The organism is Rugosibacter aromaticivorans, from assembly GCF_000934545.1.
GTDB lineage: Bacteria > Pseudomonadota > Gammaproteobacteria > Burkholderiales > Rhodocyclaceae > Rugosibacter > Rugosibacter aromaticivorans.
The window spans coordinates 2,228,727-2,251,271 of sequence record NZ_CP010554.1 but is presented as its reverse complement, the minus strand read 5'-3'; the positions used below and the strand labels follow the sequence as shown (position 1 = coordinate 2,251,271).

At 55.2% G+C, this 22,545-nt stretch carries 20 protein-coding genes; 10 read left to right on the top strand and 10 right to left on the bottom strand.

Features of this window, described 5'->3' with window-relative positions:
* Positions 1–62 precede the first annotated feature (62 nt).
* From PG1C_RS11225 to PG1C_RS11215, 3 genes are all read right to left on the bottom strand, one after another.
* Positions 63–473 carry an endonuclease domain-containing protein gene (locus PG1C_RS11225; protein ID WP_202634851.1) on the bottom strand — a complete coding sequence of 137 codons (411 nt, stop codon included), beginning with the start codon at positions 471–473 and terminating at the stop codon, positions 63–65.
* Positions 474–538: 65 nt separating this feature from the next.
* Positions 539–2,023: a lipopolysaccharide biosynthesis protein gene (locus PG1C_RS11220; RefSeq protein WP_202634850.1), complete on the bottom strand. Its 1,485-nt coding sequence runs from the start codon at positions 2,021–2,023 to the stop codon at positions 539–541.
* Entirely contained in the window at positions 2,010–5,336 is a 3,327-nt protein-coding gene (locus PG1C_RS11215) for a VanZ family protein (protein WP_202634849.1), read from the bottom strand. Before PG1C_RS11215 ends, PG1C_RS11220 begins: the two co-directional genes overlap by 14 nt.
* A 415-nt stretch (positions 5,337–5,751) precedes the next feature.
* Between PG1C_RS11215 and PG1C_RS14655 the strand changes: the two genes are divergently transcribed.
* Both PG1C_RS14655 and PG1C_RS11205 read left to right on the top strand, forming a co-directional pair.
* A complete protein-coding gene (locus PG1C_RS14655; protein ID WP_237218166.1) occupies positions 5,752–6,474 on the top strand; it encodes a PEP-CTERM sorting domain-containing protein in 723 nt (240 codons plus the stop codon).
* Between the two features lie 120 nt (positions 6,475–6,594).
* Positions 6,595–7,326, top strand: coding sequence for a transposase (locus PG1C_RS11205; protein WP_202634848.1), 732 nt, complete (start codon positions 6,595–6,597; stop codon positions 7,324–7,326).
* A 254-nt stretch (positions 7,327–7,580) separates the two neighbouring features.
* On the opposite strand, the gene PG1C_RS11200 is transcribed toward PG1C_RS11205, so the two are convergent.
* The gene (locus PG1C_RS11200; protein ID WP_202634847.1) at positions 7,581–9,062 is read right to left on the bottom strand and encodes a right-handed parallel beta-helix repeat-containing protein; all 1,482 of its coding nucleotides are present in this window, start codon (positions 9,060–9,062) and stop codon (positions 7,581–7,583) included.
* Between the two features lie 93 nt (positions 9,063–9,155).
* Between PG1C_RS11200 and PG1C_RS11195 the strand changes: the two genes are divergently transcribed.
* A complete protein-coding gene (locus PG1C_RS11195) occupies positions 9,156–9,365 on the top strand; it encodes a hypothetical protein (protein ID WP_202634846.1) in 210 nt (69 codons plus the stop codon).
* A gap of 110 nt (positions 9,366–9,475) precedes the next feature.
* On the opposite strand, the gene PG1C_RS11190 is transcribed toward PG1C_RS11195, so the two are convergent.
* Entirely contained in the window at positions 9,476–10,240 is a 765-nt protein-coding gene (locus tag PG1C_RS11190) for a class I SAM-dependent methyltransferase (RefSeq protein ID WP_202634845.1), read from the bottom strand.
* A gap of 99 nt (positions 10,241–10,339) precedes the next feature.
* Positions 10,340–11,791: a mannose-1-phosphate guanylyltransferase/mannose-6-phosphate isomerase gene (locus tag PG1C_RS11185; protein WP_202634844.1), complete on the bottom strand. Its 1,452-nt coding sequence runs from the start codon at positions 11,789–11,791 to the stop codon at positions 10,340–10,342.
* A 137-nt stretch (positions 11,792–11,928) separates the two neighbouring features.
* On the opposite strand from PG1C_RS11185, the gene PG1C_RS11180 reads away from it, so the two are divergent.
* A complete protein-coding gene (locus PG1C_RS11180) occupies positions 11,929–12,414 on the top strand; it encodes a low molecular weight protein-tyrosine-phosphatase (RefSeq protein ID WP_202634843.1) in 486 nt (161 codons plus the stop codon).
* Here PG1C_RS11180 and PG1C_RS11175 read toward each other — a convergent pair.
* The 4 genes from PG1C_RS11175 to PG1C_RS11160 are packed head-to-tail and all read right to left on the bottom strand — an operon-like array spanning position 12,411 to position 17,819.
* Positions 12,411–13,763 carry a pyridoxal-dependent decarboxylase, exosortase A system-associated gene (locus tag PG1C_RS11175; protein WP_284431760.1) on the bottom strand — a complete coding sequence of 451 codons (1,353 nt, stop codon included), beginning with the start codon at positions 13,761–13,763 and terminating at the stop codon, positions 12,411–12,413. The genes PG1C_RS11180 and PG1C_RS11175 overlap by 4 nt on opposite strands.
* Entirely contained in the window at positions 13,684–15,363 is a 1,680-nt protein-coding gene (locus PG1C_RS11170; protein ID WP_284431759.1) for an acyl-CoA ligase (AMP-forming), exosortase A system-associated, read from the bottom strand. Before PG1C_RS11170 ends, PG1C_RS11175 begins: the two co-directional genes overlap by 80 nt.
* The gene (locus tag PG1C_RS11165) at positions 15,360–16,457 is read right to left on the bottom strand and encodes a GNAT family N-acetyltransferase (protein WP_202634842.1); all 1,098 of its coding nucleotides are present in this window, start codon (positions 16,455–16,457) and stop codon (positions 15,360–15,362) included. Before PG1C_RS11165 ends, PG1C_RS11170 begins: the two co-directional genes overlap by 4 nt.
* Before the next feature lie 39 nt (positions 16,458–16,496).
* A complete protein-coding gene (locus tag PG1C_RS11160; protein WP_202634841.1) occupies positions 16,497–17,819 on the bottom strand; it encodes a UDP-glucose dehydrogenase family protein in 1,323 nt (440 codons plus the stop codon).
* A gap of 214 nt (positions 17,820–18,033) precedes the next feature.
* Between PG1C_RS11160 and PG1C_RS11155 the strand changes: the two genes are divergently transcribed.
* The 6 genes from PG1C_RS11155 to PG1C_RS14650 all read left to right on the top strand — a co-directional run bounded on the left by PG1C_RS11155 (position 18,034) and on the right by PG1C_RS14650 (position 22,383).
* The gene (locus tag PG1C_RS11155; protein WP_202634840.1) at positions 18,034–18,852 is read left to right on the top strand and encodes a YdcF family protein; all 819 of its coding nucleotides are present in this window, start codon (positions 18,034–18,036) and stop codon (positions 18,850–18,852) included.
* A 45-nt stretch (positions 18,853–18,897) separates the two neighbouring features.
* Positions 18,898–19,161, top strand: coding sequence for an acyl carrier protein (locus tag PG1C_RS11150; protein WP_202634839.1), 264 nt, complete (start codon positions 18,898–18,900; stop codon positions 19,159–19,161).
* 58 nt (positions 19,162–19,219) lie between these two features.
* Positions 19,220–20,155, top strand: coding sequence for a hydrolase 2, exosortase A system-associated (locus PG1C_RS11145; RefSeq protein WP_202634838.1), 936 nt, complete (start codon positions 19,220–19,222; stop codon positions 20,153–20,155).
* The gene (locus tag PG1C_RS11140) at positions 20,142–21,050 is read left to right on the top strand and encodes a hydrolase 1, exosortase A system-associated (RefSeq protein WP_202634837.1); all 909 of its coding nucleotides are present in this window, start codon (positions 20,142–20,144) and stop codon (positions 21,048–21,050) included. The genes PG1C_RS11145 and PG1C_RS11140 overlap by 14 nt, the downstream gene beginning before the upstream one ends.
* 133 nt (positions 21,051–21,183) lie before the next feature.
* Positions 21,184–21,477, top strand: coding sequence for a hypothetical protein (locus PG1C_RS11135; protein WP_202634836.1), 294 nt, complete (start codon positions 21,184–21,186; stop codon positions 21,475–21,477).
* 222 nt (positions 21,478–21,699) lie between these two features.
* A complete protein-coding gene (locus PG1C_RS14650; protein WP_237218165.1) occupies positions 21,700–22,383 on the top strand; it encodes a PEP-CTERM sorting domain-containing protein in 684 nt (227 codons plus the stop codon).
* Positions 22,384–22,545: the final 162 nt, after the last annotated feature.

Below are 22,545 nucleotides of genomic sequence, written 5' to 3'. Positions count from 1 at the left end.
ATTGTTGATGCGTATCGGGTGTGAGCCAATGATGATTGAAAAGTCTTACGGTTTTGTACTGGTCATGCGAGGGACATGTGAACATGTTGGACAAATAGATACATTCCCCCTCTCCCCTCGCGGGAGAGGGATTGGGGGAGAGGGGGCAGCGTCACCGCCGCCATAATAGTTTCCAACACGCCTTCTAGATTATTCATAATTTCATTGTTCCAGAACCGTAGCACCTTGAACCCTTGCGCACGCAACCAGGTATCACGGCTTTCATCACGAGGCGCATCATTATGTTGCCCGCCATCTGCTTCTACGATCAGTCGCGCTCCAAAATGTACAAAATCGACCACATAAGAACCCATCGGTTGCTGGCGTCTGAATTTTTCGCCATTCAGTCGATGCGCACGCAAGTGTCGCCACAGCCTGGTCTCGCTTTCGGTCATGCGGTGTCGCAGATGCTTGGCAAATTCCCGCTGCTCCATTTACCCCTCTCCCCAACCCCTCTCCCGCAAGGGGAGAGGGGCTTTTGACGTGATATCAAGGATGTTCAGTGGCATCTGCTCATGCGCCACTGGGTGAGTTTATCCATGATGGTTGATTCCAGCCCTTCTGGCCGCCCGATCAAGTGCCAGCTGATTAATGACCAAAGCATGAAGAAAACTGCGCCGGAAAGTATAGCAGCCGCAAGCCCCAGTGCTGGCGAGGTGATCATCCCCGGCAGCGGGGTGATCATGTAAGTCACCAGCCCATACATCAAGGCAGCGCCGACGAGCGGGCGGCCTATTGTTTTAAGGGCCGGGGCCATGCTTAGCTGACAGATCTTTTGGGTATAGAGCAGTGTCACAAACGAGCTGACGGCAGAGCTGAGTATTCGGGCCAGGGCGAGCCCGATCAGATGAAAGCCGGGGACGAGCGCGAGAGCGGCGAGAACAAAGCTGGCAAACTCGATCCAGACAATCTGGCTTTGGGATCGGGTATGGCCATGCAGGATCAGCAAGGTATTGGCAGGCGAAGTCATGGTTTGCACTACAGAAGCCAAGGCAAACAACGAAATGAAAGGCACGGCATCCATCCATCTGCTGCCCAGCGCAAGCTCGGTCGCCTGGGTGGCAATGGCCATGAAGCCCAGCCCGATGGGCCAGATGACGGTGTTGACGGCGGCGATGGTTTTGATCACCGCTTGATTGGTGCGTTCGATATTTCCCTCAAGCGAAGAGAGCACGGGCAAAAGGGCTTTGAGCATGGCCGGGCCGATTTCGCCTACGGGCATCTGGCCAAAATCCGAGCCGACGTTATAAATCCCGAATTGATGCGTTGTGCCAATGCGCGCAGCGATAAGTTCGTCCCCTTTGCGCAAAATGAATTGACCCACGCGGGCCACCATCAGCCATTTGGTGAGCGTCCATATTTCGCCGATTTTTGAAGTGTTCCAGCGCGGGCGATACGGATGCCACAGATAGCTCAAGAAAACGGGAACGGTATACCCTGCGATGATGCCGATCACGAGCGCACGGTAATCACGCAGCATGATGCCGGCGATCACGGTGGTGACTACGCTGGCAATTTTTGTGAGGGTCGCTATCTTGAAGTCCAGCGTGTAGATGAATTCCTTGCGCGCCAATATCTGGCCAATATTGCCGAAGCTGATGAAGATCACGCTGGCGGCAAGCGCCCACAGGACAAAAGTGAGCCGGGGTTCGTTGAAATAATTAAGCGCAAATGGGATTGAAATGATTAACGCCAGGCCAGCACCGATGCCTTGAATGATGCCCAGCGTCCACGCGGAATCAATTTCATCCCGCGAGACTTCTGCCTTGCGTAACAGTGCGGTGCCGGGGCCGAAATCAAGAAAGGTTTGAATCAGGCCCACCACCAGCATGCCCATGGCCACGATGCCGTAATCTTCCGGCATGAGCAGACGCGCCATGATGACGGTATTGATAAAGCCCAGCCCTTTGATGAGCCATCGGGTGCCGATAGTCCAGGCGGCACCGCGGATAAGATTTGTTTTTGGGTTGTTAGTTGGGGCCATGGTCGGCGCGCAGTTTATCTGATGCGCCGGGGCTCGGGCTTTGCGTGATCTGGGCGGCAAACAGGGCGAGCACGAGTAGCAGAAAAAGAAAGCGTGGCGCATCAATCAAGGTGTCGAAAAGCCCCACCACTAAAAAACCTGCTGTGGCGGCCAGACTTACGCCAGCGGCAGGGTTGCCGCGCCAGGCCGCACGGCCAGCCAGGCTGAGCGCCACACCAAAAAACAGGCCAAAGCCGAGCACGCCAAACCATCCCTGGTCGAACAGTATCGCCAGTGGCATGCTCTTGATGTGCCAGGCCAGGTGCTCGTCGGTAGCAAAATACCAATGATCCATGCCGTGTGAAAAGTCGGCGTTGGTGATACGGTCCGTTCCGTGTTCGGGGATGAGGTGGATGTTGTCGATATCCACCACGGAGCTGCCGTTGGTGAAGAAGGAGAGTTTCACCGGGCGTTGGCTGAACCATCGCCCGCTGCCTAGCTCGTCCGAGTTGATGAGCTGCTCGACCGGCTGCCAAATACCTGCGTGTGTAATGCCCTGGCTTTTGTTCCAGGCGGCGCAGCGAGACGAAGCCAGCATCCATTTTTCGCACAGGGCGATGCCGACCGTGGTGCCGGACGTGGCGGAGCGCAGATCAAAGCGCAGGCGATAGCGCTGATGCGGCTCAATGGCGACAATCTGCTCTACATAGAGTGTGCTGCCTGGCGCGATACGAAGGAAGGTGTTGCCTGCCTCGCTACCGAGTGCGTGGACGGAGGGATGAAAAGGCTCGCGGCTGCGCCAGAAGTGGGTATCGGGAAAGCGGCCAATACCCATGCCGAAAGTTTCCGTTAGCCAGCCGCTGTCGCGTATCGAGAGTCCATCGTGCCAGTGGGCTGTGCGCACATCAAGATCGTTGCTTACTTGCGACATGCGTTGTTGCACAAAGCTGCCTTCAAACAGCGGCACAGCGACTGCGAGTGCCGCCCCTGCGAGCAGGGTAATCTGTACGAACCGCTTGAATTTTTTGTCCTGACCGGCCATCAGGGCCAGTAAAGCCAAGCCGCAAGCGACGGCATAACCGGCAAACCCGTTGCGCGAGACTGTTGCCATCAAGGCGTAAGTGCTGGCAAGTAACAACGCTGTACCGGCAATCCGCAGCAGCCAGCGGCGAGTGGTGATGGTCAGGTAAAGCAGAAAAGGCGTGGCTATCGCCAGGTAACACTCGACATAGGCGCCACCGGTATGAATGGCAGAAAACGGCCCTGTGGCGCGGTAGTCCGAGCTGAAATTGAGGAGCCCGCCGAACATGATTTTTTCGCGCATCATGGTAGCAACAACGGCGGCCAGGCCGAGTGCCATGCCCCAGGCGAACCATTGGAAGCGCTGATTGGGTGCGTTGTCGATGCGGCGTGTTAAACCAATAAACAGCAAAGTCCATACGAACCCCTTGCTGATGCGCAGCGCGTTGAACGGGCTGAAGTAATTTACAAACGAGCTGATATCCGGCATGGACCAGGGCAGTAGCGCTTGTAGTGTGCTGAAGAAAAAGCTGAGTGCCAGAAAAATCAGCGCCCACTTCAATGCCGGGTGCCAGGGGTTGCTACTGGCCGCAGTGCGCGCATAGCCTGTTGCCAGCGTGATTGCCAGCAGGGCATCGAGTTCGTCAAGATAAAAGCGGCCGCTCCAGGGGGCCAGATCAAGGATGGGCAGTGCAGCGGGAATGATCAGCAGGATGGCAACGGGTTTATGCCAAACGGCAAGCGTGCTGGCTGCTAGCAGCGCTGCAAGAAGCAAGGGTTGCACAGGAAAATGAATGAGCCAGTAAGTGACGCCTGCGGCAGCGAGCATCAGCAGGGTGAGGTGCTGCGCGGTAGGGCGTTTGGGCGCAGTAGCGGTGTTTGGTGTCGGAGGGGCAGGGGGGGTAGGAGTTGCAATAGGCGCAAGGGCACGGTCAGCGTCATCGGTTTTTCTGGGTATATCGTGCGCTGCCGGCGGCGTCGGGCTGTCGGGAATCATGCGGCTGACGATAAGGAATGTGAAGCGTGCCATCACTACCGCGATCAGGATATTGGTCGGGTCGGCGTGTGTGCTGGTGGAGAATAACTTGGCGGTTTCAATAAGAGCGGCCAAGACGGCTGGCGCATAGGTCGATAGCAGCAATCGGCGTTGTGAGAGCTGCGCGAGAATGCCCAGCGGCGCGAAGAGCAGCGCCACTGAGATCAGGCTGGTCAAGGCATTAGCTTCGCTGACATAGTAGTGATAGTAAAACGGCAGAAAATGAAGCTTTCCCAGCGCATCCTGTGCGGAGTCGACACTGCCCCAGGGGCGGTAGAACCAGCTCGTAAAAAGGGCGAGGCCTAGCATGTAAAGCAGGGTTAATAGCACGCAATGGCGTTGCAAGATGGATTGCCAGGATTCATGCCACGGCGAGCGCATTTTTACCCCCATCGTGACCCAGAGCATGCCGCCGATATAAACGCCCAATGTGCGAGTGATAACCGAGACGCCTTGGCTGCTGCCTGAATAGGTAAAGAGTTGAAGGGTTTCGATGCCAATGCCGAGCAGCAGGCCACTGATGATGAGCTGCAAAGTCAGCTGCGTCATTCGTCCGTCATTTGTCTCAGGGTGACTGCGACGGCGTGCATTGCGGGCGATGAAGATACCGAAAGGCAAAACGGCGGCGACTTCAATTGCCAAAGTGATCAAGGTACGCAGGCCGTAGCCAGGTTGACTGGCGGCGAAGAGAAGGCCCCATCGATCAGATGCCAACTTTGCTGAAATCTCTTTGGCAGACAGGAGGAAATCAAAAGGGAAAAAACAAAAGGCCAGGTAGGCCGCCATGTAAACGCCCAACAGCAGCGTCACGCCTTGAGTACCGTGTGCAGGTTTGAAGGCGGCTATTCGGCGGATTGAATTGCTTAACGGCAAGGCAAGCAGCACACCCAGTGCGCCGCCGATGGTTTCGGCGAGGAGGTCGTTTTGCGATACCGTGCGCGGTGGAAAAAAGAGTTGCGTGAATTCCACACCGAATGCGATGAGGGCCAGTGCCGCGATGCTCAACAGGAGCGTGCTGCCCAGCGCCAATCCCCGAAGTCGCCCAACGAAGCGTTCCGCCAGCAGGAAGCCCGCCGGAAGATACAGCACCCCATTGGCGATCCAGTCTGCCCGACTTTCTATCCCGAGACTGAGCATGGGCGTGCGCTGAAATTGATCCCAGGCCCAGGCCAGTGAATGCGGATGAAAATCCAGCGGCACGAGGCTGCCGTAAATGATGAAGACAAGGGTGGCGAATAACCAGGCTGGATGCAAACGGGGGGCAGCTTCTATGCGCATGGTGTGGAATTTGTGACGTACAGGATTGCTTTCAAGGTATTCATGCGGGGTATGTGCAGCAAACAGCTGTTTTTCGTCTTGCCGTATCGCCAGCGCGCCCTGCAGGAAGTTCCCTTGGGGTGCCGACTTTTATTGGGTGGACTGTCTTCAGAATGGTAATCGAAAATACAGGCTTTGCCATGCGATACAACCATCTGATTTGTTTCATTTGATGAGCAAACGAGTCCAGATAACCAAAAGAAATTTGCCGTGACAAGTGTCGGTTTTTTTAATTTTTACGCATGAGGTGATTTGAATATTTCTTCAACCATATGTTTTATATAAACAATTTATTTTGGCATGAACATTGCTTTATTGCTATCGATAGCCGATACATGGCTCAAACAATTTCGCTTCGATGGCAAAGGAAAAACCGATGAAAAATGTAGGCCGACGAAAAAATCGAAAGGCAATGTTACTGGTGGCGCTGGTTTGTGCTTTGGCTACGGAGGTAGGTACAGCCTGGTTAAAACAGATGCCCAAATCGTTGTCTGGTCATCATTTGCCGGATTTGGTTGTGGCTACGGCTGAAACGCATGTCATCAACCCGGGGGATGCGGTGGGTGGTGGTGTGGATAAAGGGGCAGGTTTCTTTGAAATGGATCCCGATAACAGGGGGCTGATCTTCGCAGTAGACAACACTGACCATTCAGCAGGTAATCGGGGATTTTCAAATTCGCAGGGTTCGTTGTTCAACCACGACGCAAATGGAGATACTGACGGTGATACGATCCCGCCAGGTCAAAAAGATGTGCCGCGTTTGAGGTTAGGCCAGGGTTTTGTGCCGGGAGGGGGTGGCTCGTCGCACTTGCCTGATCGGTGGCCGTTTAACGATGGTGAGCCGCAATCACAAAAAGCCGCACCTGAAGATCAGTTTGCCGAAGAGCCGCTTGAGAGTGATCCCGTCTTGCTCGCACCAGAGTTGCCGCAACTGTTTGTCGAGAGTGATGCGAACTGCAGGTTGGTCTGCGACAACCAGACACCGCCGACCAACAACGAACATCAAACAGTTCCTGAACCCGCGACGCTTGCCTTGCTAGGGCTCGGTCTGCTGGGTATTTGTGTATTACGGCGCAAGGGCAATGGGGGCTGGAAATGATAAAACAATAAAAACAATAAAACAAGGAAAAAAACAATGGGGTCAGACACAAAACAATGGGGTCAGACACGATAAATACCTGTATGATCGGAACTCTCTCTTCAGTCAGGTGCGTCTTTCATGTCTCGCCTTCCCCGCTACGTCATCCCCGGCCAACCCCAGCACATCATCCAGCGCGGCAATAACCGTCAGGCAATCTTTGCCACTGAAGCGGATTATCTGTTCTTCCGAGATACCCTGGTCGAAGCGGTTGAACGGTTTGGCCTCGCCATTCATGCCTATGTGTGGATGACGAATCACATCCATCTGCTCGCTACGCCGAGCCGCGAGGACAGTATCGGCAAAACGTTGCAGTCGGTGGGGCGGCGCTATGTGCGGTATTTCAATGACACCCATCGGCGTAGCGGTACGCTTTGGGAGGGACGGTATCGGGCGACGGTAGTGGATAGTGAGCAGTATCTGCTGACGCTGATGCGTTACATCGAGATGAACCCGGTACGTGCCGGGATGGTGGTCAATCCGGCGGATTATCCCTGGTCAAGTCATCAGCGTAATGCTCGTGGTGATACTGGACTCAATGCAGATTGGCTGGTTGCACATGATGAATACCTGCGGCTTGGGTTTGATGCGGTTGAGCGGCAGGCATCGTATCGGGCGTTGTTTCACTCTGCATTGACAACCGATGATCTTGCCGCGATCCGCGATTGCACGCATAAGGGATGGGCGCTGGGTAGCGAGCAATTCAGGACTCAAATGGAGAAACTGGGCAAACGACAGGCTGCATCCAAGGGGGTGGGCAGACCAAGAAAGCCAGTGGTGCCAGACAATAATCGTGACAATAATCGTGTCTGACCCCATATTGCCACATACTCTGCATTGACAACCGATGATCTTGCCGCGATCCGCGATTGCACGCATAAGGGATGGGCGCTGGGTAGCGAGCAATTCAGGACTCAAATGGAGAAACTGGGCAAACGACAGGCTGCATCCAAAGGGGTGGGCAGACCAAGAAAGCCAGTGGTGCCAGACAATAATCGTGACTGACCCCTTATTGTTCTTTATTGTTCTATTGTTCCTATTGTTTATTGTTCTTGTTCATATTGACATTAGCGGATAGTGTCCGGTTGCATGGTCTGTCGCGCTCCCGGTAGGGTGGGGGTTCCCGTCAATAGGCGGGTTGCGGCGGGATGAACATATTCTTGTTGCGGGGCGAGGGTTATGCCGTTGGCAACAGGTGGTGGAACGTAGGTTCGTTCCAGGCCGCTGTCTCTGGTGACACGGTAATCATGCCGGTCGGCCAGCACGAAGCTACGCGCATTTACATTCGGATTATTGACGAAGAGTCCATCAATGCCGGTGTTGAGGGGCCGTTTGCCAAGCAACAGGTTGTTATAGGCGGTGATGTTGATAGCACCAGGTTTTACGACTAAAAACGTTCCGTTTCCGGGCCAGTGATCCACCAGCGTGTTGTTGATGAGATAAAGCGCGTTCTTTGGTGTCTTGTAACCCTCAGCACCAAAAGAAATCAAAATGGTGTTTTCTGTGGTGGCGCTTTGTTCAATGATGTTGCCGATCACGTAAGCCATGCCGCCGTTAGGAAATTCCAGCTCGTAGCTGGCGTGCCCGCCAGTTTCATCCGTCAGCCGGTTGTAGAGAATGTGGTTTTCACGCGCGCGGCTTTTGAGCAGGTGACCCGCGTTGGCATGGTGAAAATAGCTACCCACAACGCGCAGTTTTTTGATGGCGCCCACATAAAGATTGTGGCTGTAGCCATCGCCTGCGCCGTTATGACCAAATTCGCTGTTTTCGATGGTGAGTGCGGCGTCGGGATTGTTGCCGCTGATAAGGCCATTTTCATTTTCCAGAAACCGACAGTGGCGAATGGTTAGTTCGCCTTCTTCAAAACGGATGCCAGCGCCATTTTTATCCGGCACGCGGGCGCCGGAAAACTCGATATTCTCGATCAGAATTTTTCCGCCGCGGACGACCCAGATGGCCTTTTGTTCGGCGCCGGCGCCGTTAGCCAAGAGACGCACGCGCCCGCCACTTTTTTCACCAATGCCACGAATCGTCAGATTGTCCTGCGTCCATACGGCAACATTCTGCGGGTAGTCACCTGCGGCAATTTCAATCGTGTCGCCATTGCGCGCCAACGCCGCCGCTGTGGCAATGGAATGGATACGGGCATCGGGGCCGACGCTAATGATGCGGCCTGTTGTTTTGCCGCCGGCGGGGGAAGCCGATGTATCAGAGCTATCGGATGTATCGGGTGTCGGTTGCAAGGTGGGCGTGGCAGGGACGACAATCAGCGCCCCATTCGGCGCGCGGCGGATTTCGCCAAGGTAAGGCGCTGTGTCGGGCAAAGTGTCATCCGTTATTTTTTCAGCCGCAGCTAAGTTGGTAGATAAGGCGGTGAACCATAAGGAGAGGGCAAACAGCGAGCATGCAGTGATTAGCCTGATCAACCATACAGCGCGAGGCTGCCTGGCTTTTAGTGCGCCTGTATGCCCGAGTGCGCGTAAAAATCCTCCCCTCGCCCTGTCCCTTTCCTCGCAGGCGGGGCGAGGTGACGGTATTGCGACGTTCATGCGATTACCCTGCCACAAGATCGCCGTCTCACCAGCGCCGACTTTTTTTGGTGTAGATTGGGCAATGTTTTTTCAAATAACGAGGAGGCAGTCATGGAATCGATGATCTTGCGGTGGTTGGGCCGGTTAGCGGCGGTGGCTGGGGTGCTGCTCAGTGCTGCCTCAGGAACTCTGCGCTTGCAAGGACATTTCTGGTTAGGCGGGTTTCAGTCTGGCACCTTGCTGTTGGGCGGGATTGCCTTGATGGTATTTGCCTGTCTGTGCTATCTGGTCTTGCTTGAGCGGCATGTACTGAAAAGATAAAGGATTAAATCGTGTCTGACCCCATTTACTATTTACTAAAAAGATAAAGGATTAAATCGTGTCTGACCCCATTTACTCTTTACTCACCATTTACTCACTCTCCTTCTTTCTCATCTTGGCTTTCGTGCGATGCACGTAAAGAATGGTTTCAACCGTGGAATCATCTTAGTCATACCATTCGCCATGCGGTTTCCATAAGCGCCGCGGTAGACGACCTTCTCCACATGGAACCCGACGCGCAAAAGAAAATCGGTAATCTCCTTTGACGTATATTCCCTAACGTGACCCATATAGCCAATCTTGCTCAGGAGTTCATATTGAGCATAGACGCCTTCAGATACTACTGACCAGCCCTCATTTTTCATAATGAGATTCATAATGCCACGGAGAGAGCCAAGATTCGGCGTCGATAGCCAGAGCCGGCCATTGGGTCGAAGAATTCTAAGAATCTCCTTCATAGTAACAATCGGATTAATTCGCATATGCTCAAACACCTCGTTGAACAAAATTTCGTCGAAGATGTTGTCGCCGAAAGGGATTTTTTCCTGCTCAATATCGCAACTTGTTACCGCCAGGCCGGCTGTTTGCACCAGTGCTTTAGCCGCATCGCTCATCTTGTCGATGACGTCCAGCTTGTAGCCTTGGGTCAGTAGCGCATTTGTCAGAAAAAATGGACTTCCGCCAACCTCAAGAATTCGTGCATCTCTACCAACCGTTTTGGTGATCCAATCCAAATCGAGTGCGAGCCGCAAATAGTGCCATTTAGCATAGTCATTAAGGTCTTTATCGCTTTTTGTGCCGCTGAGGCTATTTATACTGCCAAGTAATGCTTCGACCGCAAATTTCCCAGGCTTGGAATTGAATTCTTTACTCATGATTTTTCCATCAGAATTATTGTAATCAAAGGGGGCAGGCTAATTGAATGGAATTGAATGAGGTCAGACACGATTTATTGACGATTCATCGCCACGGTGTTATATCGCTCGCCCGTACGAGTCTTCCAGCCGCACAATATCGTCTTCGCCCAGATAGCCGCCGGATTGAACTTCGATCATTTCCAGATCAATCTTGCCCAGGTTTTCCAGGCGATGTACGACGCCTAACGGAATGTAGGTGGATTCGTTTTCCGCGAGCAATAAGATTTCTTCACCCCGGGTGACTTGGGCCGTGCCCCTGACCACGATCCAGTGCTCGGCGCGGTGGTGATGTTTTTGTAGCGAGAGTCGCTTGCCGGGTTTGACAATGATGCGCTTGACCTGATAACGCTCGCCTTGCACGATGCCCTGGTAGCTGCCCCAGGGGCGGTGGACGTGCATATGCAAATCGCTTTCCGTGCGGCCATCGCGCTGCAATTGCTCGACGATTTTCTTGACTTCCTGGGTGCGGTTTTTTGGCGCGATGAGCACGGCATCTGCCGTTTCGATCACCACCATGTCGGTGAGGCCAATGGTGGTGACCAACCTTGATTCGGCGCGGATGAGATTGTTGCTGCAGTCATGCGCGATGACGTCGCCCGTGCAGGTGTTGCCGTTAAAGTCGGCGCTGGCACTACGGCACAGCGTATCCCACGCGCCAATGTCATTCCACCCGGCGGAGAGCGGAATGACAATGCCATCATCGGTTTTTTCCATCAGCGCGTAGTCAATCGAGTCGGCGCGACACGCGGCAAAGGCTTCGCTATCCAGACGAATGAAATCCAGGTCACGGCGGGCGCGATCAACGGCGTTGCGTGCGGGTTCAACAATGTCTGGCGCCAGGCGGCTCAGGGTGCGCAAATAGCGATCCGCGCGGAACAGGAACATGCCGCTGTTCCAATAGTATTCGCCTGAATCAAGATAACTTTGGGCGGTGGTTAAATCCGGCTTTTCAACAAAGCGATCAATCGCAAAACCATCGGCGATGGCGGCGCCTCGGTGGATATAGCCATAGCCGGTCTCGGCGCGTTCGGGGGTAATGCCGAAAGTAACAAAACGCCCGGCGGCAGCGTGCGGCAGTCCTAGCGCAACCGCTTGTTGAAAGGCGGCAATGTCGGTGACGACATGGTCGGAAGGAAGCACCAACATCAAGGGAGACTGACCATCTTGGCGGCACCATTGCGCAGCAGCAGCCAACGCCGGGGCGGTATTGCGCGCGGCGGGTTCGAGCAGAATATCGGCTTCAATGCCTATCTCGCGGATTTGCTCGGCTACCAGAAAGCGGTGCGCCTCATTGGTGATCAATACGGGCCGGCCTAATTCCGGAAAGCCCTCAAGGCGCAACAGTGTGGCTTGTAATAAGGAATGCTCGCCCAGCAAGCGTAAAAACTGTTTGGGATATTGTGCGCGTGACAGGGGCCACAGCCGCGTGCCGGAACCGCCACACAACAGAACGGGAATAACGGGCGGCTGATTCGTCGCTTTGGTGGCAGGCTGGTTTATGTTTGGCATGGTGTAGGGCAGATATTTTTAATGTTGTTTGAATTTCATGCTTTCATGTTATCAAACCTTTGCGTCGGTTTAATGACGAATTTCAAGCGTGGGGCTGATATGCTAGGCCGAATGATGGTTGTTGTGGAGCGCAGGACATGATTCAACAAAGAATACTTTTTGTTTGTACGGGGAACATTTGTCGATCACCCACGGCGGAAGGTGTGGCGCGCGCGCTGGCGGAAAAACAAGGGGTGGGGCATTTATTCACGTTTGATTCTGCTGGCACGATCGGTTATCACACCGGCGAGCCGCCGGATCGGCGCGCCATTGCGGCTGCCGCCAGGCGCGGTTACGATCTGGCGCCATTGCGTGCGCGGCAGGTGACGGAGAGTGACTTTTTTCGTTTCGATCACGTGCTGGCAATGGATCGCGGTCATCTCAAGGTGCTGGAAAAACTTTGCCCGCCGACGCATCGGCAAGGCTTGGGTTTGTTTCTTGAGTATGTCGGCAAGGAGCTTGACGATGAGGTGCCCGATCCTTACTATGGCGGCCCTGAGGGTTTTGACTATGTGCTGACGTTGGTTGAAAACGCTGCTGACCAGCTGATTCGCCGCTTATCGGGTGAGATACCGCTCGGCTAGAGCAGCATTTCCGTTACGGTCGGATGAGAGAGAAAATTTTGCGGGCTGGCACTGGCACCATAGGCGCCGGACTGGAAAATGACGAACAGATCACCCGGTGTTGCGTGGGGCAGGTTGACGTTATCGGCCAGCAGATCAAGCGGGGTGCACAGCGGGCCAACGACGCTGGTGGGGGTGCTGGTTGCCGTGTCACCAGCGCCGTCCAGAGACGGACTTTTGAATCCGTCTCTGGACAAGACTTTCCCCGCATCCTGCGAGTGAATGATCGCCACGGGGTAGTTGCGGCGGATTACCTGGCCAAAGTTGCCACTGGCGGCCAGGTGATGGTTAAGGCCGCCATCGGTGACAAGATACGTGTGGCCGCGCGACACTTTTTTATCGATGATGCGGGTGACATAAATGCCCGCTTCGCCCACCAGATAACGGCCGAGTTCCAGATGCAATGCCGCGTGCGGTAACCGCTGTGCGGCATCGGTGGCGATCTCGTTTAATGCCGCAATAATCGGGGTCAGGTCAAGGGCCGATTCGTGAGGAAAATAGGGGATGCCGAAGCCACCACCGAGGTTGAGCGTTTTGATCGGCGCAGGGGCGTGTGCGGCAAGACTCAAGGCCAGCTGGTAGCTGGCGCGTTGTGCTTCGGCAATCGCCTCGCCGTTCAGGTTTTGCGAGCCAGCGAAAATGTGTAAACCTTCAAATGTCAGGTGGTTATCAAAGCGCGACCAACTGGCTAAAAGATCGGGAATCATTTCTTCGTCAATGCCAAACGGTCGCGGTCCGCCGCCCATACGCATGCCTGAACCTTTTAATTCAAATGCTGGATTGACTCTCAGCGCGACACGCGCCACACGCCCCTGGTGTTGCGCGATTGTCGCCAGGCGCAGCAGTTCTCCTGCGGATTCGGCATTGATCAATACATTTTCTGCCACCGCTTGCGCCAGTTCGCTATCGCGTTTGCCGGGTCCGGCGAAGCTTATGCTTTCGGGCACGATGCCCGCTTTAAGCGCCAGATCAAGCTCACCGGCAGAGGCAATATCGACACCATCAACCAGCCCGGCCATCAAGCGCACTAAAGGCAGGAATGGATTGGCCTTGATTGCGTAGTGCATGCCAATTGATTTGGGCAGAATAGCGCGCAAATCGGCAATGCGTTGCGTGATGCGCTGGCTGTCGTAGGCATAAAACGGTGTGCCCTGCTCGGTGGCTAATTGGGTGATCGGCTGGCCGCCGAAGGTGTGCGCATCGTGAGGAAAAGACAAGGTATGCATCGCGTTAAGGTTTTTGAGGGGCAGCGGTTTTGCCTGCGATAGCCCCCAGGGTAGCGGCCAGTGTACGCCGATCAATCTTGCCATTGGCATTGCGTGGCAGCGGACCGGGATAAATAGTGATCATGGCCGGAACCATATAAGACGGCAAACGGCGGCGGCACTCGGCGAGCAAAGCGGCGGGCGCAGTTTCGCTCGCCGTTTCGTTGTTGGCGTTTGCGGTGAGGGCGACGACGACATGAATCGCTTCGCCCAAGGTATCGTGCGGTATGCCAAAAGCGGCGCATTCAGCCACCAGCTCAAAGGCATAGAGCACTTCTTCAATTTCAGTGGGGCTCACGCGATAGCCGGAGGTTTTGATCATGTCATCCCGCCGCCCCACAAAGTAGAGAAAGCCTTCGGCATCCCGCCGCACGGTGTCACCGGAATAGACGGCGCGCTCGGTAGCGGTTGGGTCAAGATGTGGCGGCAAGGACTTAAAGCGCTCGGCGGTGGCTTCTGGATTGTTCCAGTAACCGAGGGTGACCAGCGGGCCGCGATGGACGAGTTCGCCGGGTTCGTTGTCATCACAGACCGTGCCGTCGGTGCGCAGCACCAGCACCTCGGCATGGGGAATGGCGCGGCCGATCGAATCGGGCCGCCGGTCAACTTCTTCAGGTGGCAGATAGGTTGAGCGAAACGCTTCGGTGAGGCCGTACATCAGAAAAGGTTTCGCATGCGGCGTTTTTTCTCGCAGACGCGCCAGCGTGTCACCCGGCATGCGCCCGCCGGTGGTGGCGAAATAACGCAAGGTATCGGCGCAACCGACGGGCCAGTCGCATCGCGCGAGCTGGATGTACAACGGCGGCACGGCGGTGAGGCCGGTGATGCGCTCTTCAATCAAGGCACGCAGCAGATCACGCGGCAGCACGTAATTGTGCAACACCACGCAGGCACCGACATGAAACGCGGTGGTGAGCTGACTGAATCCGGCATCGAACGACAAGGGTAAGGCAGCGAGCAGGCGATCATCCGGGCGATTATCAAGATAGTGCGCGACACTTTGCGCGCCGATCACGAGATTGCGGTGAGAGATCACCACGCCTTTGGGTTTGCCGGTGCTGCCCGAGGTGTAGAAAATCGCCACGGCTTGTGTGTCGGCGTCGTGGCTGAACTCTGCGGAAAAAGTCGGCGCTGGTGACACGGCGGAAAGCATCGATGCCGCGTCTTTTAGCAGTGCCGACCAGCGATGATGCGTAGGGTGTGTCGATAGGTCGTCAACCAGCACGATGTAGCGCAACGCAGGGCAGCTCGCCAGCACAGACTCAAGAGTGGCCAGACGCGCAGTGGATGTGATGAGTATTGTGACCGTACAATCCTGCAGAATGTACCCGACTTGTTCTGCACGCAGAATCGGGTTTACCGGCACGAAGAGGCCGCCGGCGTGCGCTGTGGCAAAGCAGGCAACCACGGTTTCCAGCCGCTTTTCGAGATACACCGCGACCCGCTCGCCGGGCATTAAGCCAAGTGTTGCGAGCGCTCGCGCACACTGTTCGGTTTGCTGCCAAAGCTCGGCATAAGTGACATGCATTGCGTCCTTGTTTGGCGAATCAGTTAGCGGATCGATTAGCGCGATGGCTTGCGGCGTGCGATGCGCGGCGTTACGGATGAGCTCGGGTAACAGGGTGGTTGTCATGCCGATGGTCATGCTGTTCTGCCTGTTCTCCAGATGCGGAGTTCTTTTCCACCATAGTGGCGCGCTGCGGCGAAGAGGCCGCGTGGCATCGCGAGGTCAAAGGCAATCAGCCCATGCCGTTCGCGGCGATGGCTCATCCAGTCTTGCTTGTAGGGGTCATCGCCACTCAAGTAGTCAATTTCATCAACGGCATCATGCTCCAGCACGTATTCCATCAGGGCGGCAGTGAGCAGTGATCCGGGCGAGTAGCGCGCGGCATCGGGGTCGTAAGCGAGTTTGAAGATGGCGGCTTTGCCCTGATCCACCAGCCATATCTGGCTGGCCAGGGCAACGCCATTGAGTGATAGTACCCCCAGCCGCAGCCAGCCGCGTTGTGCGGCCAGAGCACACAACCTGCGCACGAAATCGGGGAAGGCTTCAGACGGCTTCCAACTGCGCTGATAGATGGTTTCAAAGGCGGTGATAGCCGCGCCGAGCGACTCCCCCGACTGTGTGTGAATGTCTATTTTCCATGCACCCGCGCGCTCGAGTTTTTTGCGTGCGCGGTGCATCGTGTTCTGTAAAGCAGAAGGACGACGTGCAAAATAATCGGCAAAACGCAGGCCACGGCAGGGCAGAGTCCAGTTACCAAAACAGAAATAGCTATCGACGGCGTAACCCGCAGTAATGAGCGCGTTGCGCATTGCCGGATAAAAGGCGTCGGCGATGTCGAGCGGTTGCAATTGAATTACCGCAGGGCGCGGTGCGTTGTGGCGTAAAAAATGCGTGGTGGCCGCCAGTGCGCATGCTGGGAGAGAATCCTCAGGCCAAGTCGATGCGTTTAATCCATCGCGTAATAGCAGGGGCGCATAGAGCGGTGTGTAAAAATTGCTCAGACTGGTGAGCCTGCCTGGTTCTTGAATCAGCGGCAATCCAAGGATGGGCGAGCCATCATTCGTTGCCATCAGCCATTGCAGAGGCGTGCCTGCGGGTAAGCCGTGTTGCGCGAGCAGTTCAAACCAGTCGGTGGTTTGAAAAAACGCGCCATGATCGCTGGCCTGCTCTGCGGGTTTTCCTCCTATGGCCGCCCGAAACGCGGCAAAGTCATTAAAGCGGTGGACGATCATGGTCTGCTGGCTGTCTGCACCGCATGCCGGTGGTTGTGGCTAGTGGCGTCCGATGGTGAAATAACTCAGCCCTGCAGCGCGAACATGCGTAGGGTCATAGAGATTGCGGCCATCGAAGATGACCGGTGTTTTGAGCTTGGCCTTGATGGCGGCAAAATCCGGCGCGCGAAACTCTTTCCATTCTGTCACTATCGCCAGCATATCCGCGCCTTCGAGGGTATCCATGGGGTTCTGGGCATATTCGAGGCGCGGTTCGTCGCCGTAAATGCGCTGGGTTTCGTGTATGGCAACGGGGTCATACGCACGCACGGTCGCGCCGCACTTGAATAACTCCTCGATGAGGACACGGCTCGGTGCTTCGCGCATGTCATCCGTATTCGGTTTGAAGGCCAGCCCCCACAGGGCAATTTTTTTGCCGGAGAGATCTTCACCAAAATGCTTGATAATTTTTTGCGCCAGCACGTGCTTTTGCACTTCGTTGGCATCTTCCACCGCTTGCAGCACCTTGAGGTCTTGCCCGGCAGCGTGCGCGGTGCGAACCAGCGCCTGCACATCCTTGGGGAAACATGAGCCGCCATAGCCGCAACCGGGGTAGAGGAAGTGATAACCGATGCGCGGGTCGGAGCCGATGCCCTGACGCACCAGCTCAATATCCGCGCCGAGTTTTTCCGCCAGATTCGCCAGCTCGTTCATGAAGCTGATGCGCGTGGCCAGCATGGCATTGGCGGCGTATTTGGTCAGCTCGGCCGAGCGCACATCCATCACGATCAGGCGTTCGTGGTTGCGCTGAAAGGGTGCGTAGAGCTGGCGCATCATGTCGGCCGCCTGATCGTCGGACACACCCACCACAATGCGGTCCGGCTTCATGAAGTCGTCGATCGCCGCGCCTTCTTTTAAAAACTCCGGGTTGGAGACGACACTGAAATTGATTGTGGCATTACGCGCTGTGAGCGCCTCGCCAATCGCCGTGCGCACCTTGTCAGCTGTGCCCACGGGAACAGTTGATTTGTCGACCACAACCTTGTAGCCGGTCATATGCTCGCCGATGTTGCGGGCGGCGGCCAGCACATACTGAAGATCAGCCGAGCCATCTTCATCGGGCGGCGTGCCCACCGCAATAAACTGGATATCGCCATGCGCTACGGCATCAGGAATATGGGTGGTAAAGCGCAAGCGGCCGGCCTCTTTATTGCGCTTGACCATGGCTTCCAGACCCGGCTCATAAATGGGGATGCCCCCCTCGTTGAGGATGCGAATTTTATTGGCATCCACATCAAGGCAAAGCACATCGTTGCCGACTTCTGCAAGGCAGGCGCCCGAAACCAGGCCGACGTAGCCTGAGCCAATGACCGTAATTTTCATGGGGGTTTTGTGTCCGATAACGAAACGGGGCAAATGATAGCCGAATTACCCGCGTATCTTGATGCGGTATCTTGATGACAGCGGATGACAGTGCTGAGTCTTTAGCCATATAGCCAATTGAAACTGCATTGACGAAGGCATTATGTTGCCTGGTTGCTGCGATAATCAGCGCCTTCCATTGCCCTTAATAGTAAACCAAGGAAATCAGCTTCGCATGCCGGTCGGTGTTCCCTTTCTGTTGAAAAAGTTTCTGTCGGTGGTGTTACTGCCACCGTTGCTGCCGCTGCTGTTCATTGTGGGCGGGGTATTGTTCTGCCACCGATATCCGCGCCTGGGAAAAACGCTGGCGTGGGGCGGCGTGCTGCTGAGCCTGTTTTTGACGACGCCGGCCGGGGTTGCTCTGTTGTCGGCACCCTTGGAGCGTGTTCCCGTGCTAAAGATGGCGGACTTGCAGCGTGCGCAGGCGATCGTCATTTTAGGGGGCGGGCAGCGGTTGCATATGCCCGAATACGGTGGCCCTACACCGAACCGGATCACGCTGGAGCGGCTGCGCTATGGTGCCCGTTTGGCACGTCACAGTGGTTTGCCGGTGCTGGTCAGTGGGGGCGCGCCAGCGGGTGTTACTGGCGAGGCCGTGCTCATGGCGCAAAGCTTGCGCGAAGACTTTAACGTTAACCCGCGCTGGCAGGAAGTGCGTTCGCTGGATACAGCGGACAATGCGCGGCTATCGGCGTTGATCCTCGACCCGCAAGGCATACACCGTATTGTGCTGGTTACCCATGCCGCGCACATGCGGCGGGCGATGAACGAGTTTGCAGCGCAGGGTTTTGACGTGATTCCCGCACCGACGGGATTTTTTAGTCACCGCAGTGCAGGATCCGAACTGAGCGACTTTTTGCCAGGCGCTACAGCCGCCTATGCGAGTTGGTATTCGCTGCATGAATGGTTGGGGCTGCTGGCGCAATCGGTGCGAGGTATGAGGTCATTCGCTGTGTCTGAACGGGTTTCTGATGCGCGCCCTGCGTATAATTAAAAGCAATGCAATGAATTCGTCGCATCCGTTTTTAGGAAAACCCACGTGAATATTGAAAAAGAAGTGCTGATGCTTCTTGATACAACGCTCGGTTTGCGTGGCAGAGGGTTGGCCTTTGTGCCAGAGACGCGCTTGCTGGGCGCGTTACCGGAATTCGATTCGATGACGATTATCAATCTCGTCACCGGGCTGGAAGAACGGTTTGGTGTACTGGTTGCCGACGATGAAATTGAAGGCCGCCTGTTTGCTACGGTGGGCTCACTGCTGGACTTTGTGCGGCATAAAGTTGGCCCGCCGCAGGCGCAGTAGAGCGCTACTTTGACAAAGAGCGGGCAAAGAGTGCGCAAAAAGTGCGCAAAAAGTGCCCGTGACAATACCTGTGACAACGCAGCCTTTTTTTCTTTCCGTTAGCGGTCGTTCGCGCTTTTGTCTTTACCACCCGCCGGAGCTGGCGGGCGCGGCCTCGCGTGGGGCCATTGTGTACATTCACCCGTTTGCCGAAGAAATGAATTTTTCGCGGCACATGGCGGCGTTGCAGTCACGGATGCTGGCGGCGCAGGGTTATGCCGTGCTGCAAATCGATCTATTAGGATGCGGCGATAGTGCAGGAGATTTCAGCGAGGCCAGTTGGTCGGCTTGGGTAGCGGACATTATCGCCGCAGCGCGCTGGATGCAGTCACATCGCATCATCCACAACCCGACCGACAGCACCGAGCCGCTGATTTTCTGGGGCTTACGTGTGGGGTGTCTGTTAGCGACTGAGGCTGCGAGTGCGCTGGACGAGCCTGTGGATTTTTTGTTCTGGCAGCCGGTACTGTCGGGCGAGGCGTATTGGCGGCAGTTTCGGCGCCTTGAGGTTGCAGCCAAAGCGGTGGCGGCCAGGGCGCTGGAAAATGACAGCGATGCGCGCAAAAATAAACCTGAAAGCGTGACAGAAAATACCCCGGAGATCGAGATTGCCGGATACCGCGTTTCGCCTGCGCTGGTTGCTGGCTTATCCGCGTCGCATCTTGCACTGCCTGTTAACACGCGGCGCGTGAGCTGTATTGAAGTCAGCGCCTGGCAGGCTCTTGACGAAAGTAATACGAATTCGCTGCCGTTGCCGCACTCATTGCCAAACTCAAGCTCAATGTCACCTTCACTAGCGGCGGCTGTCGATGCGTGGCGCGAACAAGGCACGAGCGTGCGCTGCGCCGTGGTACCAGGCACAGCCTTCTGGCAAATCGCCGAAGCCGAAGATTGCCCGCCCTTGCGCGCGGCTACAGTGCAACTATTGACAGAGGGCCGCGATGACTCCGCATGAATCGCCTGAGCCGAGCGAGTTGCCCGTCATCTTCGATTGCGCAGGGGAACGCCTGATCGGGGTGGTCAGTGTGCCGGAGCAGCCGACAGACACCGGCGTACTCATACTGGTGGGCGGCAGGCAGTATCGCGTGGGGAGCCATCGGCAATTTGTGTTGTTATCTCGCCGTCTGGCCAGCGCCGACTTTTGTTGCCTGCGCTTTGATTTTCGTGGCATGGGCGACAGCACCGGCGAGCTGCAAAATTTTGCGGCGGTGGATGCCGATATTTCAGCAGCGCTGGCGGCTTTTAAAGCCCAGTGCCCGCACCTCAAGCGTGTAGTGCTGTGGGGGTTGTGTGATGCCGCTACGGCAGCCGTGCTGTACTGGCAGCGCACGAATGACCCCTTCGTGGTCGGGCTGTGCCTGGTGAACCCCTGGCTGAGAACCGAAGCCAGCCTCGCCCGTGCGCGGGTGCGGCACTATTATGTTGAGCGTCTGCTTGACCTTGCGTTCTGGCGCAAACTCTTTACCGGCGGGGTGAGGCTGAGGTCTTCATTCCACGAGTATCTGGGCCAGTGGCGGGCTTCTCGCCGTGTTGTTCAGACACGGATTCTTGTCCAGAGACGGATTCAAAAATCCTTCCTCGGACAAACCAGCGCCGACTTTATAACGGAAACCCTCGACGGTTTGCGCTTTTTTCCGGGTGCGATTTTAGTGGTGCTCAGCGGCCGCGATCTGGTGGCCAAAGAGTTTATGGATACGCTGGCGTGTGCAGGTGATGCGCCCACATTCACAGGGGCGCAACGAATGCGCAAAGACATTCCGAACGCTGACCATACCTTTTCACAAACTGCCCCCCGCGAAGAACTGGAAGCAGCAGTGCTGGCCTGGCTCAAAACTGCTTTCCGGAGCTAAGCGTTACACATGAAAGAAAAGAGGCAGCTTGGCTACCCGGTGCCTGTTGAGGAAATGAGGTGAAACAGATAAGAGGCGAGAGAGGAAAATTAGTCAGAAATTTATTCCTCCTGGTAAGTGTTGCACTTCATATTTGAGGCCGACCTGCATCCAAAGGGGTAGGCAGACCAAGAAAGCAAGTAGTGCCAATGACCCCATTTTTCTTTCATTTTTCTCCATTCTTCTCAAGATTACGCTGGTAGCGACTTTCGTCGACCCCTGCTGGAAACGCTCCAACACCCAGGGCGCGCTGTTTGCCATAGCGCTGGATGTGTCGTCGTGGCTGCTGCTGGAAATTTTTTACCCGAACGGCATGTATCCACCGCAATTGTTTGGCTTGTTGATGAGTCTGGCGGGATCTTTGATAAGCTCGAAGCGTCGCGTTTGAGCGTCGAAAACTTTTACAGTCTCATTTTGAAACTTTCCAGACGGCCACCACCAACGTCATTAACATACTGAAGTTAAATGGAATTTAATTTCATGTTCTCTTATGGCATGGATAATGCTTAACATGATTGGCAGGGACGATACGAGATAGTGATTAGAAAAATAGAGATCGTATCTGACCTCATTTAATTTATCTTTTTTTACAAACTGAAGGGGAATTAAAATGAAACTCAAGAAATGTAGTGTGGCACTTGTTGCGGCCGCTGCGCTGCTCTGTGCGGCTCCCGCGTTCTCCAACCAAATCATCATCGGATTGCCCGCGGATGCGAGCACAGGGAACTGCTTCCCATTCGGTTGTTCTTATTCGGGTGAGTATCAGCAGGTTTACACTGCTAGTGCGTTCTCTGGGCCCATTACCATCATGGACCTGGAGTTTTTCAACACCTCGTACAACTCGGGTGCTACCAGTATGAACTCCGGCACCTGGACAATCGCACTGTCCACAACCTCTAGCGACTGGAACACGCTTTCTCCCACTTTCGCCACGAACCTCGGTGGAGATAACACTACGGTGTTCAGCGGAAACCTGTCTCAACCCTGGGCGTTCGGAAACACACTCCATATCGATTTGAGCACCCCCTTCACGTACGACCCCGGGAATGGAAACTTGCTCATGGACGTTATGGTGTCGGGTGCTTCCAGTCCTGGCGGCAGTCTCTATTTCGATACCCACACCGGTGGTTCGATCATGGGCCGCAATTACCACGGTACTACACAGAGCGATTATGGGCTAGTAACTGGTTTCAGTACGACCGGAGCAACCGTTCCTGAACCCGCCTCCCTGGCACTACTCGGCATCGGCTTGGCCGGTCTGGCGGCCGCGCGTCGGCGCAAGCAGATGGTTTGACCTGTCGGATTACTTGACAGCAAAACGGCGGCCTTGGCCGCCGTTTTTTATAATAAATGGAAAATAAAAAAATAAAAAAATAAAGAAAAAAATAAATAAAGGAATAAATAAAGGAATAAATAAAGGAATAAATATAAGAATAAATATAAGAATAAATATAAG

Bases quoted from the DNA above. Each gene is read 5' to 3' on its own strand.
- PG1C_RS11185 (WP_202634844.1), bottom strand. From the start codon at position 11,791: ATGCCAAACATAAACCAGCCTGCCACCAAAGCGACGAATCAGCCGCCC.
- PG1C_RS11205 (WP_202634848.1), top strand. From the start codon at position 6,595: ATGTCTCGCCTTCCCCGCTACGTCATCCCCGGCCAACCCCAGCACATC.
- PG1C_RS11215 (WP_202634849.1), bottom strand. From the start codon at position 5,336: ATGCGCATAGAAGCTGCCCCCCGTTTGCATCCAGCCTGGTTATTCGCC.
- PG1C_RS11175 (WP_284431760.1), bottom strand. From the start codon at position 13,763: ATGGCAAGATTGATCGGCGTACACTGGCCGCTACCCTGGGGGCTATCG.
- PG1C_RS11200 (WP_202634847.1), bottom strand. From the start codon at position 9,062: ATGAACGTCGCAATACCGTCACCTCGCCCCGCCTGCGAGGAAAGGGAC.
- PG1C_RS11170 (WP_284431759.1), bottom strand. From the start codon at position 15,363: ATGACCATCGGCATGACAACCACCCTGTTACCCGAGCTCATCCGTAAC.
- PG1C_RS14655 (WP_237218166.1), top strand. From the start codon at position 5,752: ATGAAAAATGTAGGCCGACGAAAAAATCGAAAGGCAATGTTACTGGTG.
- PG1C_RS11225 (WP_202634851.1), bottom strand. From the start codon at position 473: ATGGAGCAGCGGGAATTTGCCAAGCATCTGCGACACCGCATGACCGAA.
- PG1C_RS11140 (WP_202634837.1), top strand. From the start codon at position 20,142: ATGACTCCGCATGAATCGCCTGAGCCGAGCGAGTTGCCCGTCATCTTC.
- PG1C_RS14650 (WP_237218165.1), top strand. From the start codon at position 21,700: ATGAAACTCAAGAAATGTAGTGTGGCACTTGTTGCGGCCGCTGCGCTG.
- PG1C_RS11155 (WP_202634840.1), top strand. From the start codon at position 18,034: ATGCCGGTCGGTGTTCCCTTTCTGTTGAAAAAGTTTCTGTCGGTGGTG.
- PG1C_RS11220 (WP_202634850.1), bottom strand. From the start codon at position 2,023: ATGGCCCCAACTAACAACCCAAAAACAAATCTTATCCGCGGTGCCGCC.
- PG1C_RS11180 (WP_202634843.1), top strand. From the start codon at position 11,929: ATGATTCAACAAAGAATACTTTTTGTTTGTACGGGGAACATTTGTCGA.
- PG1C_RS11190 (WP_202634845.1), bottom strand. From the start codon at position 10,240: ATGAGTAAAGAATTCAATTCCAAGCCTGGGAAATTTGCGGTCGAAGCA.
- PG1C_RS11160 (WP_202634841.1), bottom strand. From the start codon at position 17,819: ATGAAAATTACGGTCATTGGCTCAGGCTACGTCGGCCTGGTTTCGGGC.
- PG1C_RS11165 (WP_202634842.1), bottom strand. From the start codon at position 16,457: ATGATCGTCCACCGCTTTAATGACTTTGCCGCGTTTCGGGCGGCCATA.
- PG1C_RS11195 (WP_202634846.1), top strand. From the start codon at position 9,156: ATGGAATCGATGATCTTGCGGTGGTTGGGCCGGTTAGCGGCGGTGGCT.